The following is a 15,050-nucleotide window of genomic DNA, read 5'->3' as shown; positions in this document are numbered from 1 at the left end:
GAATTATTTACCGCTGGTTTGTTTTGCATGTGCGTCGAGGAATTCTTTCATCTCTTTCGGGCTCTGATAGCCAGGCACTACATAGCCATTGCTCAGCACAATCGCCGGCGTACCGCTGACGCCAAACTGTACGCCCAGCGCGTAGTGGTTAGCGATGTCCACATTGCAGGTCGCAGGCTTCACATCTTTGCCAGCCATGGCGTCGTCAAAGGCTTTGTTTTTGTCCTTCGCACACCAGATAGATTTCATGTCCTGCTCGGCCTGGCTTTCCAGTCCCTGACGAGGGAAGGCCAGATAGCGTACGGTGATCCCTAACGCATTGTAGTCTTTCATCTCTTCATGCAGCTTGTGGCAGTAGCCACAGGTGATGTCGGTGAAAACGGTAATGACGTGTTTTTCCTGCGGCGCTTTGTAGACGATCATCTCGTTTTCCAGCGCGTTCAAATGCTTCATCAGCAGTTGGTTGGTAACGTTTACCGGGCTTGCACCGCTCACGTCATACATCGGTCCCTGAATAATATGTTTACCGTCTTCGGTAACGTACAACACGCCGCTATTGGTCAGTACAGTTTTCATGCCCGCAACCGGAGCAGACTGAATCTCGGTACTCTTAACACCCAGCTTCGCTAATGACTGGCGAATCGCCGCATCGTCTGCATGTACCATGCCGGAAAACGCCGTCGCCAGCAGGGTGAACATCATAAAACGTTTTTTCATAACCTATCCTTTCCTGTCAGCACTCACGCTCGCGGGTGATGCTGTTGATGTAGTTGCCGCAAGCGCTCCGTTGCGACATGAGTATAAATCTGCGTTGTCGAGAGGTCGCTATGCCCCAGTAGCATCTGCACCACGCGCAGATCAGCGCCATGGTTGAGCAGATGCGTGGCAAACGCATGCCGCAGGACGTGCGGGGACAGCTTTTCGCTGTCGATTCCAGCCAACACAGCATAGTGTTTGATACGATGCCAAAAGGTTTGGCGAGTCATCTGTTGCGCCCGCTGGCTGGGAAACAGCACATCTATTGATACACCGTTGAGCAACCACGGACGCCCATGCTCCAGGTACGTTTCCAGCCAGTACACCGCCTCCTCACCTAACGGGACAAGGCGCTCTTTATTACCTTTACCGATCACCCGAACCACGCCCTGACGCAGGCTGACGTCACTCATCGTCAGCCCCACCAGTTCAGACACGCGCAGGCCTGTGGCATACAATACTTCCAGCATGGCTTTGTCGCGAAGTTCCAGCGGTTGTTCTATCAGCGGCGCCTGCAGAAGTCGTTCGACCTGTGCTTCGCTGAGATCTTTGGGCAGACGCTGCGGAAGTTTAGGTGATGCAAGCGAGGCGCTGGGGTCATCTTCGCGATATTTTTCACGGTACAGATGCTGAAAAAAACGCCGCATTGCACTGAGCAAGCGTGCGGAACTGGTGGCTTTATATCCCCCATCCATCCGCTCAGCCAACAATGCTTGCAGGTCATCACTCTGCGCGGTCGCAAGCGAGGCGCCGCGGTGATGTAGCCATTCAACAAGCATGGTCAGATCGCGACGATACGCACTTAGCGTGTTTTCCGCCAGATTTCGTTCCAGCCACAGGGCATCAAGAAACTGCTCGATGCGCGCCAGATCCTGTTCCACTCGCGCCCCTTATTTCACTCTCATTTTTGATGCATTATGCCTCATTGTGCCGAGAATGCGGCGATTCTGTTACACTACCCGCAACGCTACAGCAGAATTGAGATGTTTACGTCATGAACATGGGTCTTTTTTACGGTTCCAGCACCTGCTATACCGAAATGGCAGCAGAAAAAATCCGCGATATCCTGGGTCCCGAACTGGTGACACTGCACAACCTCAAAGATGATTCCCCGACCTTAATGGAGCAGTATGACGTGCTCATTTTAGGCATCCCAACCTGGGATTTCGGTGAAATCCAAGAGGACTGGGAAGCGGTCTGGGAGCAACTGGACGACCTCAACCTGGAAGGCAAAATTGTTGCGCTTTACGGTATGGGCGATCAGTTGGGATACGGTGAATGGTTCCTGGATGCGCTGGGTATGCTGCACGATAAACTGGTCACCAAAGGCGTAAAATTTGTTGGTTACTGGCCAACCGAAGGGTATGAATTTACCAGCGATAAGCCCGTCATTGCCGATGGACAGCTGTTTGTTGGCCTGGCACTGGATGAAACAAACCAGTACGATCTCAGCGATGAACGCATTCAGGCCTGGTGCGAGCAAATCCTTGGTGAAATGGCCGAACACTGGTCCTGATAACCATTTTGCCGGATGTAGGCGTAAACGCCATATCCGGCCTACATGCCGCACCGAACCGTAGACCTTAACGCTGCACGCCATCAGGCATTCATCAGCATTATCCCTGCTTCGCCTGTTGCAGTATTAACCGCCGCAAATCCCGCCACTCCGCGTCATCCATACTGTCTGCCGCCAGCCACAAATGCTGACGTTTTCCGGCATCGGAACGTAAACGCAGCATCATGCCTGTTTTGACCATCCAGGGTGCGCTAGCAATAGTCCACTCTTGCCCTTGCCAGCGTAGACGACCGTCCATCAACAGCCGAATCTCGCCCTGACAGGCATTGATTCGGCGCTGGCTACGGACGCTATCGAACACCACCAGAGAGAGCAGAACCAGCCATAATGGGGTGTAGCTCAATGGCCAGGGCATCAATAATATAAATACCGCCACCAGCCCATGAATGAGCAGCGAAAGCCATTGCGCGCGCCATGAAACGCGTAAATCAGATTGCCACTGGACCACGTTCCCGATTCCGTGTCTGGATAAGTCGCACCATCTGCTCTAGCTGAGCATCAGCCGGTTTCCCATGATTCATCAACCAGTTAAATAAGTCTGGATCATCACATTCTAGCAGACGGATAAAGATACGTTTTTCTTCATCACTTAAGCTGTCATATTCATGTTCGAAAAACGGCATGATCGAGATGTCCAGCTCACGCATACCGCGACGGCATGCCCAATGAATACGTGCTTTGTTGTTAATATCCATGTTCTTCTTCCTGTCTCGCGAAAACGAAGTATCCCGCTATTGTAACGTGTTTTTCCCTCATATTTACGGGAATATCAGCAAACGGAAGCGTGCTCGCTAAATAAAACCACATTAAGTCAAAGGATTCAGCATTTTTGGATGTCTCCTCGCAAAGCTTAATATATGGCACAAATAGCCTGTTTAAACCGCTTGCAATGGGCCATAGCTCTTTTACCATTAGTCATTATCACTGCGTTAAGCAAATCAGGACATTAATTATGGCTTTTATATCTTTTCCTCCTCGCCAGCCTTTCGCGTCAACGCGCTTGCCTCTGACGCTAATGACGCTCGATGAATGGGCGCTCGCCACCATCACCGGTGTCGACAGTGAGAAGTATATTCAGGGTCAGGTCACAGCGGATGTCAGCCAGATGACTGAGCATCAGCACGTGTTGGCAGCACATTGTGACGCCAAAGGTAAAATGTGGAGCAACCTGCGTCTGTTCCGCCAGGGTGACGGTTTTGCATGGCTTGAGCGCCGTAATCTGCGCGATGCGCAGCTCACCGAACTGAAAAAATATGCAGTCTTCTCGAAAGTGGCGATTGCCCCGGACGACGAGCGCGTACTGCTGGGCGTCGCGGGATTCCAGGCGCGTGCTGCGCTGGCCAATCTCTTTAGCGAATTACCAAACAGCGATAAGCAGGTCATTACTGAAGGTTCTTCCACCATATTGTGGTTCGAACATCCCGCTGAGCGTTTCCTGCTGATCGTTGATATTGCAACGGCGGAAACCCTGGTAGAGAAGCTGCGCGGTGAAGCGGAGTTAAATAACAGCCAACAGTGGCTGGCGCTGGATATCGAAGCAGGTATTCCGGTGATTGATACTGCCAACAGCGCGCAGTTTATTCCGCAAGCCACCAATCTGCAGGCTCTGGGCGGAATCAGCTTTAAAAAAGGCTGCTATACCGGTCAGGAAATGGTTGCTCGCGCAAAATTTCGCGGAGCCAACAAACGTGCCATGTGGACGCTGGCAGGTGCGGCCAGTCGGGTACCGGAAGCAGGTGAAGACCTGGAGCTGAAAATGGGTGAGAACTGGCGTCGTACCGGCACCGTACTCGCCGCGGTGCAACTGGCGGATGGACAGGTACTGGTGCAGGTTGTGATGAATAACGACATGGAAGCCGACAGCGTGTTCCGCGTTCGTGACGACGCGAAAACGCTGCATATCGTACCGCTGCCGTATTCGCTGGAAGAGTAAATCGCCGGGTGGTGACTTTATCTTACCGGGTCGCGCGTTTTAAAGACCCGGTAAGCACAGCACTGCTGGGTAATGATAATTACGCCTGCCCCACGTACAGGTAGATCGCCAGGAAATGGCAAACGCTGCCACCCAGCACAAAGCCGTGCCAGATCGCATGGTTGTATGGAATGCGCTTACAAACGTAGAAAATAACGCCCAGCGAATACACCACACCACCAACTGCCAGCAACGTCACACCACCCACCGCCAGCTTAACCGCCAGTTGATACACCACAATCAGCGATAGCCAGCCCATCGCCAGGTAGGTTACCAGCGACAGAACCTTAAACCGGTGCGCAATGGTCAGTTTGAATAAAATACCGAGCAGCGCCAGGCTCCAGATAACAATCATCAGTCCATGTGCCAGCGGCGAATCCAGCCCCACCAGCAGAAATGGCGTGTAGGTCCCGGCAATCAGCAGATAAATCGCGCAGTGGTCGAACTTTTTCAGCCAGACTTTCGCTCTTTGATGGGGGATCGCGTGATATAAAGTTGAGGCGAGGAACAGCAGGATCATGCTGCCGCCATACAGGCTATAGCTGGTTATCGCCATGGCGCTGGCGTTGGTATCCACTGCCTGAACCAGCAACAATACCAGTCCGACAATCCCAAACACCAGCCCGATACCGTGACTGATGCTATTGGCTATTTCCTCTGCCAGCGAATACCCCTGCGCAATTAATGGCTTCTGAACCATATTTTACTCCCGAGAAACGAACACTATCGTGATTGCTCCTCTAGCGTAACTGAGAATGGTTCCAGTGAACACCTGTTAGCTAAAATATTTGCCAACTAAATAATAATCCATAAAAATCATGATATTATATTTTAATATTCAGCTAACAGGCGTACCGTTAAAATCAAAGGCATTTAAAATCAATCACATAAAATTGTGTTTGATCCGGGTAAATCTCGGCAATCACGTGTTTAAGTTCTTCTAGCGTCATATTTTCCTGGCGAGCATGTTTCTCCGTCAGCGTATCCAGCGTGACGGTTGAGGTGCCAACAACCTCAATCGTGCAGAAGTACCCCTCATCTTCGAAGCGCCCAACCCGTAGAATGTCACCGGCTTTGAAGTGTGATTCGGACTCGTCACGAATCGTAATGGTTTTGCGTCCGGCCAGAATGTCATCCTGGAAACGCTGAAAAAAAGTGATGTCATTTGGCTGCATGTTATTATTCCCTGTAGATGAAGTCTGATGAGTGAGTTTTGCCATTGTGAGTATGTTCTCCCACGCTGCCATCGCCAGTCTCAACAATCTTGAGATGCTGGTCTACAACTATGTCATCAAAAACCGTGACAAAGTCATGTACATGACCATTCGCGAACTGGCTGATGCCGTGGGCGTTTCCACCACCACCGTACTGCGCTTTTGCCGCAAGCTTAAGTGTGAAGGTTACTCAGAATTTCGCGTACGCTTCAAATTATATTTAGAGCAGAATGAACCGCAACAGGCTAATTTCGGTGCCAGCGAAATTATCAGCTTCTTTAAAGGCGTTAATAACGACGAGTTCGACAAACTACTCGATCAGGCTGTTGATATTATATTATCTTCCGAGCGTATTATATTCGTCGGGGCGGGAACATCCGGAGCCCTGGCAAAATATGGCGCACGTTTTTTCTCAAACGTCGGAAAATTCAGTAACCACATCGATGACCCTTATTTCCCGGTAACTAATGATATGGCCAGAAACGCGCTGGCGATCGTGCTTTCCGTTTCTGGAGAAACCGAAGAGATCCTACGCTTTGCCAGCCAGTTCAGTCTGCATAACTGTAAGGTTCTGTCGGTCACCAGCCATGAACATTCGCGCCTCGCGAAACTTGCCGACTTTAATCTCTCCTGGCACGTTCCACAGACACGCATTGCCGGGGTATACGATATAACCACGCAGATCCCCGTTATTTATATTCTGGAATCACTCGGTCGCAAGCTGGCGAAAAGAATAGCGTAAAAAAACAATCTGTTTTTTTGATGTAACAAATCACATTAACGCTATTTTGTTATATCGTGACATTTATCTTTCCTTTGTTAGACTCAAAATCAGATTGTATTAATTTGAGACTGAGCGCAGATGAAAAAACTTACCTTACCAAACGATTTTTTATGGGGCGGCGCGGTTGCGGCGCATCAGGTTGAAGGCGGCTGGAATAAAGGTGGCAAAGGGCCCAGCATTTGCGACGTACTGACCGGGGGGGCACACGGCGTTCCGCGAGAAATCACTCAGGACGTCGTGCCAGGTAAGTACTACCCCAACCACGAAGCCGTCGATTTTTACGGTCATTACAAAGAAGACATTAAGCTGTTTGCCGAGATGGGCTTCAAATGCTTCCGTACGTCAATTGCCTGGACCCGTATCTTCCCCAAAGGGGACGAAACCCAGCCAAACGAAGAAGGGCTAAAATTCTACGACGACATGTTTGATGAACTGCTGAAGTACAATATCGAACCGGTTATCACCCTTTCCCACTTCGAAATGCCGCTACACCTGGTTCAACAGTACGGTAGCTGGACCAATCGCAAAGTCGTTGATTTCTTTGTCCGTTTTGCTGAAGTGGTCTTTGAGCGCTACAAGCACAAGGTCAAATACTGGATGACCTTCAACGAAATCAACAACCAGCGTAACTGGCGTGCACCGCTGTTTGGCTATTGCTGCTCCGGCGTGGTGTATACCGAGCATGAAAACCCGGAAGAGACTATGTACCAGGTGCTGCACCACCAGTTCGTGGCCAGCGCTCTGGCGGTGAAAGCCGCACGTCGCATCAACCCTGAAATGAAAGTCGGCTGCATGCTGGCAATGGTCCCGCTATACCCGTACTCCTGTAAGCCTGAAGATGTGATGTTCGCGCAGGAATCAATGCGTGAACGCTATGTATTCACCGACGTTCAACTGCGCGGCTACTATCCATCTTATGTACTGAACGAGTGGGAGCGCCGCGAATTCAATATTCGAATGGAAGCTGGCGATGAACAAATCCTTCGTGAAGGTACCTGCGACTATCTCGGATTTAGCTACTACATGACCAACGCGGTAAAAGCGGAAGGTGGTAGCGGCGATGCCATTTCCGGTTTTGAGGGCAGCGTGCCGAACCCGCACGTCAAAGCATCCGACTGGGGCTGGCAGATTGATCCGGTCGGCCTGCGTTACGCCTTATGCGAACTGTACGAGCGTTATCAGAAGCCGTTGTTTATCGTTGAAAACGGATTTGGCGCTTACGACAAAGTGGAAGAAGACGGCAGCATCCACGATGACTACCGCATCGACTATCTGCGCGCCCACGTCGAAGAGATGATGAAAGCGGTAACGTATGACGGCGTAGATCTGATGGGCTACACGCCGTGGGGCTGCATCGACTGCGTCTCGTTCACCACCGGCCAGTACAGCAAACGCTACGGTTTTATCTACGTGAACAAACACGACGACGGCACCGGCGATATGTCGCGTTCGCGTAAGAAAAGTTTTGAGTGGTATAAAGCGGTGATTGCCAGCAACGGCGAGAATCTGTAATTTTTTGCCGGATGGCGCTGCGCTTATCGGATTTACGGGAACTGAACCTGTAGACCAGAGCAAACATTTACGCCGCCATCCGGCAAGCAACGCATTACTTCCCGCCGGCCAGCTCCAAAAAACTGCCCGTGACGTAAGACGCCTTCTCACTCAGCAGCCAGGTAATCGCCTGCGCGACCTCTTCCGGCTGTCCGCCGCGCTGCATAGGCAACATGGATTTCACGCGATCGACCCTTCCCGGCTCGCCGCCTGACGCATGCATTTCCGTGTAGATAAGACCGGGTCGCACGCAGTTCACGCGTATCCCCTGCGCCGCAACCTCCAACGCGAGGCCGGTGGTAAGCGTGTCCACCGCACCTTTTGAGGCTGCATAATCAACGTATTCGAACGGGGCGCCAAGCCGTGACGCCGCCGAAGAGACATTCACAATCGCCCCGCCCTGACCGCCGTGCTTAAACGACATGCGCTTTACCGCTTCCCGACAACACAGAAAATAGCCGGTAACATTAGTCGCCAGGACGCGATTAATACGCTCAGCGGTTAGACTTTCCACCGTGCTCTGTTCAAACAAAATCCCGGCATTGTTCACCAGAGCAGTCAGCGGCTCGCCCTCGCGGTCAATGGACTCAAACATCGCCCCGACCTGGCTTTCATCGCTGATATCTGCCCGCAGAGCAAACGCCTTTCCTCCCGCAGCGGCGATATTGTTCACCACCTCCGTTGCCGCACGAATATTGTGATGAAAGTTAACGGCGACCGTGTAACCCTCTAGCGCTAACTGCATCGCGGTTGCCCGACCAATACCGCGACTGCCCCCCGTAACCAGTGCTATAGCCATCACTATTCTCCCCAAAAATAAAGGCGCCGAAGCGCCTTTAAAAGATAGCTGAATCAGTCGATTACTGATAATCGCTCAGCGGCACGCAGGAGCAGAACAGGTTACGGTCACCGTAAACGTCATCAAGGCGTTTCACGGTCGGCCAGTATTTGTTCGCTACGCCCGCCGGGAAGACGGCGATTTCGCGGCTGTAACCGTGATTCCACTCCGCGACCAGCTCATTTTGCGTGTGCGGGGAGTTAACCAGCGGGTTATCTGTAAGCGACCATTCACCGGCTTTCACGCGATCGATCTCAGCGCGGATTGCCAGCATCGCATTGATAAAGCGATCCAGTTCCATTTTGCTTTCCGATTCAGTCGGTTCCACCATCAGCGTACCCGCTACCGGGAACGACATGGTCGGCGCATGGAAACCGTAATCGATCAGACGCTTGGCAATATCCAGTTCGCTGATGCCGGTCTCTTCTTTCAGTGGGCGAATGTCGAGAATACATTCATGTGCCACACGACCATCGCGACCGGTATACAGCACCGGATAGGCATCTTTCAGACGGCTGGCAATGTAGTTAGCGTTCAGGATCGCCACCTGGCTTGCCTGCTTCAGACCTTCTGCGCCCATCATACGGATGTACATCCAGCTGATCGGCAGAATGGATGCGCTACCGAACGGTGCCGCAGAAACCGCGCCCTGACGGGTGAGCATCCCTTCAATCTGTACTACGCTATGACCCGGCACGAACGGCGCCAGATGCGATTTAACACCGATTGGTCCCATACCTGGGCCACCGCCGCCGTGCGGAATGCAGAATGTTTTATGCAGGTTAAGGTGTGAGACATCGGCACCGATAAAGCCCGGTGTGGTGATCCCAACCTGAGCATTCATGTTCGCGCCATCAAGATAAACCTGGCCGCCAAACTGGTGCACAACGTCGCACACTTCACGGATCGTTTCTTCATACACGCCATGAGTAGAGGGATAGGTCACCATGATGCAGGAGAGGTTTTCACCCGCCTGCGCCGCTTTTTCACGCAGATCGCCAAGATCGATGTTGCCGTTCTTATCACAGGCGACAACCACTACCTGCATACCCGCCATCTGTGCGGAGGCCGGGTTGGTACCGTGGGCAGAGGCCGGGATCAGACAGATATCGCGATGGCCTTCGTTACGGCTTTCGTGATAATGGCGAATCGCCAGCAGACCCGCATACTCGCCCTGCGCGCCGGAGTTCGGCTGCATGCAGACTGCGTCATAACCGGTCAGTTTTACCAGCCATTCGGAAAGCTGGCCGATCATCTGGTGATAACCTTCTGCCTGCTCTGGCGGGCAGAACGGATGCAGTTCAGCGAATTCCGGCCAAGTGATAGGGATCATCTCGGCGGCAGCGTTCAACTTCATGGTGCAAGATCCCAGCGGGATCATTGCCTGGTTCAGGGCCAGATCTTTGCGCTCCAGCGAGTGCATATAACGCATCATCTCGGTTTCGCTGTGATAGCGATTAAACACCGGATGGCTGAGGATCGCATCGTCACGCAGCATACTGTCCTGAATGGAACGGCTATCGAGCGCCACGTCTTTGTCCAGCGTTTCGATGTTCAGACCGTGGCTGTCTCCCAGCAGAACATTGAACAACTGCACCACGTTTTCACGGGTGGTGGTTTCATCGAGCGTAATACCTACCGCATTATGGATATCGCTACGCAGGTTGATTTCTGCCGCTTCAGCACGCGCCAGTACCGCAGCCTTATCGGCCACTTCAACACACAAAGTGTCAAAGTAGTGCGCATGACGCAGCTTCAATCCTTTCTGTTGCAGACCGGCTGCCAGAATATCGGTCAAACGATGGATGCGATTAGCGATGCGTTTCAGGCCAACCGGGCCATGATAAACGGCATACAGGCTGGCGATGTTGGCCAGCAGAACCTGCGAGGTACAAATGTTGGAGTTCGCTTTCTCGCGGCGGATATGCTGTTCGCGAGTCTGCATCGCCATACGCAGGGCGGTATTACCCGCTGCATCTTTGGAGACGCCGATAATACGGCCTGGCATGGAGCGTTTGAATTCATCTTTAGCGGCAAAGAATGCCGCGTGCGGGCCGCCGTAGCCCATCGGTACGCCGAAGCGTTGCGCAGAGCCGAAAACGATATCCGCGCCCTGTTTGCCCGGTGCAGTCAGCAGTACCAGCGCCATAAAGTCGGCAGCGACGCTGACCACTATTTTACGGGATTTCAGCTCAGCCATCAGGGCGCTGTAGTCGTGCACTTCACCGGTGGTGCCAACCTGCTGCAACAGCACGCCGAACACATCCTGATGATCCAATGCTTTTGCCGCGTCATCAACAATGACGTCAAAACCAAAAGTTTGCGCACGAGTACGCACTACGTCCAGCGTTTGCGGATGAACATCAGCCGCCACAAAGAAACGGTTGGCGTTTTTCAGTTTGCTGACGCGTTTGGCCATCGCCATGGCTTCAGCTGCAGCAGTAGCTTCATCCAGCAGAGAAGCGGAAGCCATGTCCAGGCCGGTCAGGTCCAGCGTCACCTGCTGGAAGTTCAGCAATGCTTCCAGACGGCCCTGGGAGACTTCCGGTTGATACGGGGTGTAGGCGGTGTACCAACCCGGGTTTTCCAGCATGTTACGCAGGATAACCGGTGGCAGCTGCACGGCGGTGTAGCCCATGCCAATGTAGGACGTGAAGCGCTTGTTACGCCCGGCGATGGCTTTTAATTCAGCCAGCGCAGCGTATTCGGTCGCCGCCTCGCCCACCTGTGGCGGGGTTGCGAGCTGAATGTCTTTCGGCACAATCTGGCCGATCAGCGCGTTTAACGACTCGGCGCCAACCGCATTCAGCATCTCTTGCTGCTGCGCGGCGTCCGGTCCGATGTGGCGTTCAATGAAAGCGCCGCTATTTTCAAGCTGGCTTAACGTCTGTGTCATGGGCGATGGTTCCTGAAACGTGCAGTGAATCGTAGGTGTCTCTACTTACCTGAATACGCAAAAAATTCGCGTTGCAGGAAGGCGGCGACGCAGCACATCCCCAGGAGCTTACATCAGTAAGTAACTGAGGTGTGCAAGAAAGCCAACACACCTGCAACGTGAAGAATGAAGCGTATTTATTCGTCTTCTAACAAAGCTTCATATGCAGTCGCATCCAGCAGCGATTCAATTTCGCTTTCATCGCTGGCTTTGATTTTGAAGATCCAGCCCCCTGCATACGGCTCGCTGTTGACCAGTTCCGGGGAGTCGCTGAGCGCGTCGTTAACCGCAACAATCTCACCGCCTACTGGCGCATAAATATCGGATGCCGCTTTTACGGATTCCGCAACGGCGCAGTCATCGCCCGCGCTGACGGTTGCGCCAACTTCGGGCAGGTCAACGAAAACCATGTCACCTAACAGCTCCTGAGCATGTTCGGTGATCCCAACGGTGTAAGAGCCGTCAGCTTCTCTGCGCAGCCATTCGTGTTCTTTGCTGTATTTCAGTTCTGCAGGTACGTTGCTCATCAATCAATCTCCAAAAAAGGATGAATTACGCGACGGCTTTGCCGTTACGCACAAAAACAGGTTTAGTCACTTTTACCGGCATTTCGCGGTTACGGATCTGTACGATCGCGTTCTCACCAATACCCGCAGGGACACGCGCCAGCGCGATGCTGTAACCCAGGGTTGGGGAGAATGTCCCGCTGGTGATAATGCCTTCCTGCTGATTGCCGGAAGCATCGGTGAAACGCACCGGCAGTTCATTACGCAGTACGCCTTTCTCGGTCATCACCAGTCCGACCAACTGTTCGTGGCCTTTTTCACGCTGCATTTCCAGCGCTTCCCGACCGATAAAGTCGCGGTCAGTCGGTTCCCACGCGATAGTCCAGCCCATGTTGGCCGCCAGCGGGGAAATGCCTTCGTCCATCTCCTGACCGTACAGGTTCATGCCGGCTTCCAGACGCAGCGTGTCGCGCGCGCCAAGACCGCAAGGTTTGACACCTGCTTGTACCAGCGCACGCCAGAAGTCTGCCGCCTTTTCACTCGGCATAGCAATTTCATAGCCTGCTTCGCCGGTATAACCGGTGGTTGCGATAAACAAATCACCCGCCTGAACGCCGAAGAACGGCTTCATGCCTTCTACCGCCTGACGCTGCTCGTCAGTAAACAATGTGGCTGCTTTTTCCTGCGCGTTTGGGCCTTGCACCGCAATCAGCGACAGATCGTCTCGAACGGTGATGTCGATGGCGTAAGGTTCAGCGTGTTGGGTAATCCAGGAGAGGTCTTTTTCGCGGGTGGCGGAGTTTACAACGAGGCGGAAGAAATCTTCAGTGAAGTAGTAGACAATCAGGTCATCTATCACGCCGCCCGACGCGTTGAGCATACCGGAGTAGAGGGCTTTACCCGTCTTCGTTAGCTTCGCGACGTCGTTTGCCAGCAGATAACGCAAGAACTCCCGGGTGCGGCTACCGCGCAGGTCGACGATGGTCATATGTGACACATCAAACATTCCGGCATCGGTGCGAACAGCATGGTGTTCATCAAGCTGAGAACCGTAATGCAGTGGCATCATCCAGCCATGGAAATCTACCATGCGCGCGCCACATAGCGTGTGTTGTTCGTACAAAGGAGTCTGTTGAGCCATCTTTTCCTCGTTGAATAAGCGGGGCTACCAACTCTTTCGCGGTGAAATTTTCGCCACGAAACCCAGCACCGCAGCCGCTCCAGGGGCCACGACGCAAACGTTCTCTTTGTCCTGAACTTACCACCGAAACAGACGCTAAACCATAAGGCAAAATTAACCATCACATTAGCTTATGGCCAAAAACAGCAAAATCACCGGCAGAACAAAACCCCACCCATACGACAAATAATCAGAACAAAAAATAAATACAAGCTGGAATTAACAGCACCAACCAACATTAAATGTGGAAAAATTGTCAAAAATGGCGTTATGAAAAAAACGTAATATTAAAAAAACTAATGCGAAAAAAGGCGTGGAATTAGATTATTTCAAATGAGAGAAGCACCCCGGCGCGCAGGCCGGGAGTGGAAAGTGTGACGGGTCTCAAACTCTTAAGATTGTCCTTACGGACGCTAGCGTAACCACTCAGGAAGATCGTTCAGTCCCATCGCCTGGCGGATGAGCTGTGGTTTTACGCCTGGCAGGGTATCGGCCAGTTTCAGACCAATATCACGCAGCAGTTTTTTCGCCGGATTCTCGCCTGCAAACAGTTCACGAAATCCCTGCATACCGGCTAGCATCATCGCTGCGCTGTGCTTACGGCTACGCTCGTAGCGGCGCAAATAGAGATACTGACCAATATCTTTGCCCTGACGCTGTAGCCGCTTCAGCTCATCGATCAGCTCCGCCGCATCCATAAAGCCAAGGTTAACCCCCTGACCCGCAAGCGGGTGGATGGTATGCGCCGCATCCCCCACCAGCGCCAGACGATGAGCAGCGAATTGACGGGCATAGCGTCCCGTCAGCGGAAACGCCTGACGCTCGCTTTCAAGGCTGCACAGCCCCAGGCGATTATCAAAAGCGATATTCAGCGACTGATTAAACTCGTCAACGCTTGCCTGCTGCATGCGTTCTGCTTCCTGCGGCGAAAGCGACCAGACGATAGAGCACAGGTGCGGGTCACTGAGCGGCAGGAACGCCAGGATCCCCTCACCGTGAAACGCCTGCCGCGCAACCGCGCCGTGAGCTTCCTGCGTACGGATAGTCGCCACCAGCGCATGATGACGGTAATCCCAGAAAGTGAGCGGAATATCCGCTTTGTTGCGCAGCCAGGAGTTAGCGCCATCGGCGCCGACCACCAGGCGAGCGGTCAGCATTGCGCCATCTTTCAGGGACAGAAATGCCTCATTCTCACCCCAGGCTACCTGCTGTAACTCAGCGGGCGCCATCAGCGTAATGTCCGCTGAACGCTGCGCTTTTTGCCAGAGTGCGTAATGGATCTCTGAGTTTTCAACGATGTGGCCTAAATGGCTGTAGCCCATGCTCTGGTCATCAAACGCAATACGCCCAAAGCTGTCTTTGTCCCAGACTTCCATGCCGTGGTAGCAACAAGCGCGACGGGCAACAATGTCGGACCAGACGCCCAGTCGGCTAAGCAGTTTTTCACTGGCGGCATTAATGGCCGATACGCGAAGCTGAGGAGGTGCATCCGCCGCCAAAGGCTGCGGAACATGTTGTTCTAACACCGCAACGCGCAACCCGCTGCCCTGCAAGCCGCAGGCAACCGCCAGTCCCACCATGCCGCCACCAACAATTGCTACATCAACACTTTGCACTGTTTGCTCCTGAAAATAGGACAATCAAAAACCGTAGGCCGGATAAGGCAAAGCCGCCATCCGGCATTACTTCCGCGACATTGCCTGATGGCGCTGCGCTAATCAGGCCAGCTTCTTTAATT

15 protein-coding genes are annotated in these 15,050 nt (G+C 52.9%); 4 read left to right on the top strand and 11 right to left on the bottom strand.

The window, feature by feature from the left end; translation table 11 throughout:
- Positions 1-3: 3 nt before the first annotated feature.
- Positions 4-717 (bottom strand): bifunctional protein-disulfide isomerase/oxidoreductase DsbC, encoded by a 714-nt coding sequence (gene dsbC, locus OGV65_RS02610; protein WP_103766660.1) that lies wholly within the window; start codon positions 715-717, stop codon positions 4-6.
- A 23-nt stretch (positions 718-740) separates the two neighbouring features.
- Positions 741-1,637, bottom strand: coding sequence for a site-specific tyrosine recombinase XerD (gene xerD / locus OGV65_RS02605; protein WP_016154346.1), 897 nt, complete (start codon positions 1,635-1,637; stop codon positions 741-743).
- Positions 1,638-1,750: 113 nt separating this feature from the next.
- Here xerD and fldB point away from each other — a divergent pair, with 113 nt between their 5' ends.
- Positions 1,751-2,272 carry a flavodoxin FldB gene (gene fldB / locus OGV65_RS02600; protein ID WP_016154347.1) on the top strand — a complete coding sequence of 174 codons (522 nt, stop codon included), beginning with the start codon at positions 1,751-1,753 and terminating at the stop codon, positions 2,270-2,272.
- A gap of 100 nt (positions 2,273-2,372) precedes the next feature.
- Here the strand turns inward: fldB and OGV65_RS02595 are convergent, their stop codons facing one another.
- Complete coding sequence (locus OGV65_RS02595) at positions 2,373-2,780, bottom strand: protein YgfX (protein ID WP_016154348.1); 408 nt, start codon at positions 2,778-2,780, stop codon at positions 2,373-2,375.
- Positions 2,761-3,027: an FAD assembly factor SdhE gene (gene sdhE / locus OGV65_RS02590; RefSeq protein WP_016154349.1), complete on the bottom strand. Its 267-nt coding sequence runs from the start codon at positions 3,025-3,027 to the stop codon at positions 2,761-2,763. Before sdhE ends, OGV65_RS02595 begins: the two co-directional genes overlap by 20 nt.
- A gap of 257 nt (positions 3,028-3,284) precedes the next feature.
- On the opposite strand from sdhE, the gene ygfZ reads away from it, so the two are divergent.
- Positions 3,285-4,265, top strand: coding sequence for a tRNA-modifying protein YgfZ (ygfZ, locus tag OGV65_RS02585; RefSeq protein WP_137352061.1), 981 nt, complete (start codon positions 3,285-3,287; stop codon positions 4,263-4,265).
- A 79-nt stretch (positions 4,266-4,344) separates the two neighbouring features.
- On the opposite strand, the gene trhA is transcribed toward ygfZ, so the two are convergent.
- Positions 4,345-5,004 carry a PAQR family membrane homeostasis protein TrhA gene (gene trhA / locus OGV65_RS02580; RefSeq protein WP_049282171.1) on the bottom strand — a complete coding sequence of 220 codons (660 nt, stop codon included), beginning with the start codon at positions 5,002-5,004 and terminating at the stop codon, positions 4,345-4,347.
- Positions 5,005-5,167: 163 nt separating this feature from the next.
- On the bottom strand, positions 5,168-5,479 hold the full coding sequence (gene yqfB / locus OGV65_RS02575; protein ID WP_016154352.1) for a N(4)-acetylcytidine aminohydrolase: 312 nt from the start codon (positions 5,477-5,479) through the stop codon (positions 5,168-5,170).
- Positions 5,480-5,531: 52 nt separating this feature from the next.
- On the opposite strand from yqfB, the gene OGV65_RS02570 reads away from it, so the two are divergent.
- Together OGV65_RS02570 and bglA are read left to right on the top strand one after the other, a co-directional pair.
- On the top strand, positions 5,532-6,260 hold the full coding sequence (locus OGV65_RS02570; RefSeq protein ID WP_003838265.1) for a MurR/RpiR family transcriptional regulator: 729 nt from the start codon (positions 5,532-5,534) through the stop codon (positions 6,258-6,260).
- A gap of 120 nt (positions 6,261-6,380) precedes the next feature.
- Positions 6,381-7,814, top strand: coding sequence for a 6-phospho-beta-glucosidase BglA (gene bglA, locus OGV65_RS02565; protein ID WP_016154353.1), 1,434 nt, complete (start codon positions 6,381-6,383; stop codon positions 7,812-7,814).
- Positions 7,815-7,908: 94 nt separating this feature from the next.
- Here the strand turns inward: bglA and OGV65_RS02560 are convergent, their stop codons facing one another.
- From OGV65_RS02560 to ubiI, 5 genes are all read right to left on the bottom strand, one after another.
- Complete coding sequence (locus OGV65_RS02560; RefSeq protein WP_259688486.1) at positions 7,909-8,652, bottom strand: SDR family oxidoreductase; 744 nt, start codon at positions 8,650-8,652, stop codon at positions 7,909-7,911.
- Between the two features lie 61 nt (positions 8,653-8,713).
- Positions 8,714-11,587, bottom strand: a complete 2,874-nt coding sequence (gcvP, locus tag OGV65_RS02555) for an aminomethyl-transferring glycine dehydrogenase (protein WP_286454562.1) — start codon at positions 11,585-11,587, stop codon at positions 8,714-8,716.
- Between the two features lie 176 nt (positions 11,588-11,763).
- Positions 11,764-12,153: a glycine cleavage system protein GcvH gene (gene gcvH, locus OGV65_RS02550; protein ID WP_286454561.1), complete on the bottom strand. Its 390-nt coding sequence runs from the start codon at positions 12,151-12,153 to the stop codon at positions 11,764-11,766.
- A gap of 25 nt (positions 12,154-12,178) precedes the next feature.
- Positions 12,179-13,273: a glycine cleavage system aminomethyltransferase GcvT gene (gene gcvT, locus OGV65_RS02545; RefSeq protein ID WP_016157417.1), complete on the bottom strand. Its 1,095-nt coding sequence runs from the start codon at positions 13,271-13,273 to the stop codon at positions 12,179-12,181.
- A 452-nt stretch (positions 13,274-13,725) separates the two neighbouring features.
- A complete protein-coding gene (gene ubiI / locus OGV65_RS02540; RefSeq protein ID WP_047499314.1) occupies positions 13,726-14,928 on the bottom strand; it encodes an FAD-dependent 2-octaprenylphenol hydroxylase in 1,203 nt (400 codons plus the stop codon).
- Positions 14,929-15,050: the final 122 nt, after the last annotated feature.

The sequence above is a fragment of the Citrobacter sp. Cb004 genome, from assembly GCF_030337065.1.
Taxonomy (GTDB): Bacteria; Pseudomonadota; Gammaproteobacteria; order Enterobacterales; family Enterobacteriaceae; genus Citrobacter; species Citrobacter braakii.
This window is presented reverse-complemented; position numbering and strand designations above follow the sequence as displayed.

What these genes read in the sequence shown, in the direction of transcription:
- dsbC (WP_103766660.1), bottom strand. Translation starts at nt 717, where the DNA reads ATGAAAAAACGTTTTATGATGTTCACCCTGCTGGCGACGGCGTTTTCC.
- fldB (WP_016154347.1), top strand. Translation starts at nt 1,751, where the DNA reads ATGAACATGGGTCTTTTTTACGGTTCCAGCACCTGCTATACCGAAATG.
- sdhE (WP_016154349.1), bottom strand. Translation starts at nt 3,027, where the DNA reads ATGGATATTAACAACAAAGCACGTATTCATTGGGCATGCCGTCGCGGT.
- ygfZ (WP_137352061.1), top strand. Translation starts at nt 3,285, where the DNA reads ATGGCTTTTATATCTTTTCCTCCTCGCCAGCCTTTCGCGTCAACGCGC.
- trhA (WP_049282171.1), bottom strand. Translation starts at nt 5,004, where the DNA reads ATGGTTCAGAAGCCATTAATTGCGCAGGGGTATTCGCTGGCAGAGGAA.
- yqfB (WP_016154352.1), bottom strand. Translation starts at nt 5,479, where the DNA reads ATGCAGCCAAATGACATCACTTTTTTTCAGCGTTTCCAGGATGACATT.
- OGV65_RS02570 (WP_003838265.1), top strand. Translation starts at nt 5,532, where the DNA reads ATGTTCTCCCACGCTGCCATCGCCAGTCTCAACAATCTTGAGATGCTG.
- bglA (WP_016154353.1), top strand. Translation starts at nt 6,381, where the DNA reads ATGAAAAAACTTACCTTACCAAACGATTTTTTATGGGGCGGCGCGGTT.
- OGV65_RS02560 (WP_259688486.1), bottom strand. Translation starts at nt 8,652, where the DNA reads ATGGCTATAGCACTGGTTACGGGGGGCAGTCGCGGTATTGGTCGGGCA.
- gcvP (WP_286454562.1), bottom strand. Translation starts at nt 11,587, where the DNA reads ATGACACAGACGTTAAGCCAGCTTGAAAATAGCGGCGCTTTCATTGAA.
- gcvH (WP_286454561.1), bottom strand. Translation starts at nt 12,153, where the DNA reads ATGAGCAACGTACCTGCAGAACTGAAATACAGCAAAGAACACGAATGG.
- gcvT (WP_016157417.1), bottom strand. Translation starts at nt 13,273, where the DNA reads ATGGCTCAACAGACTCCTTTGTACGAACAACACACGCTATGTGGCGCG.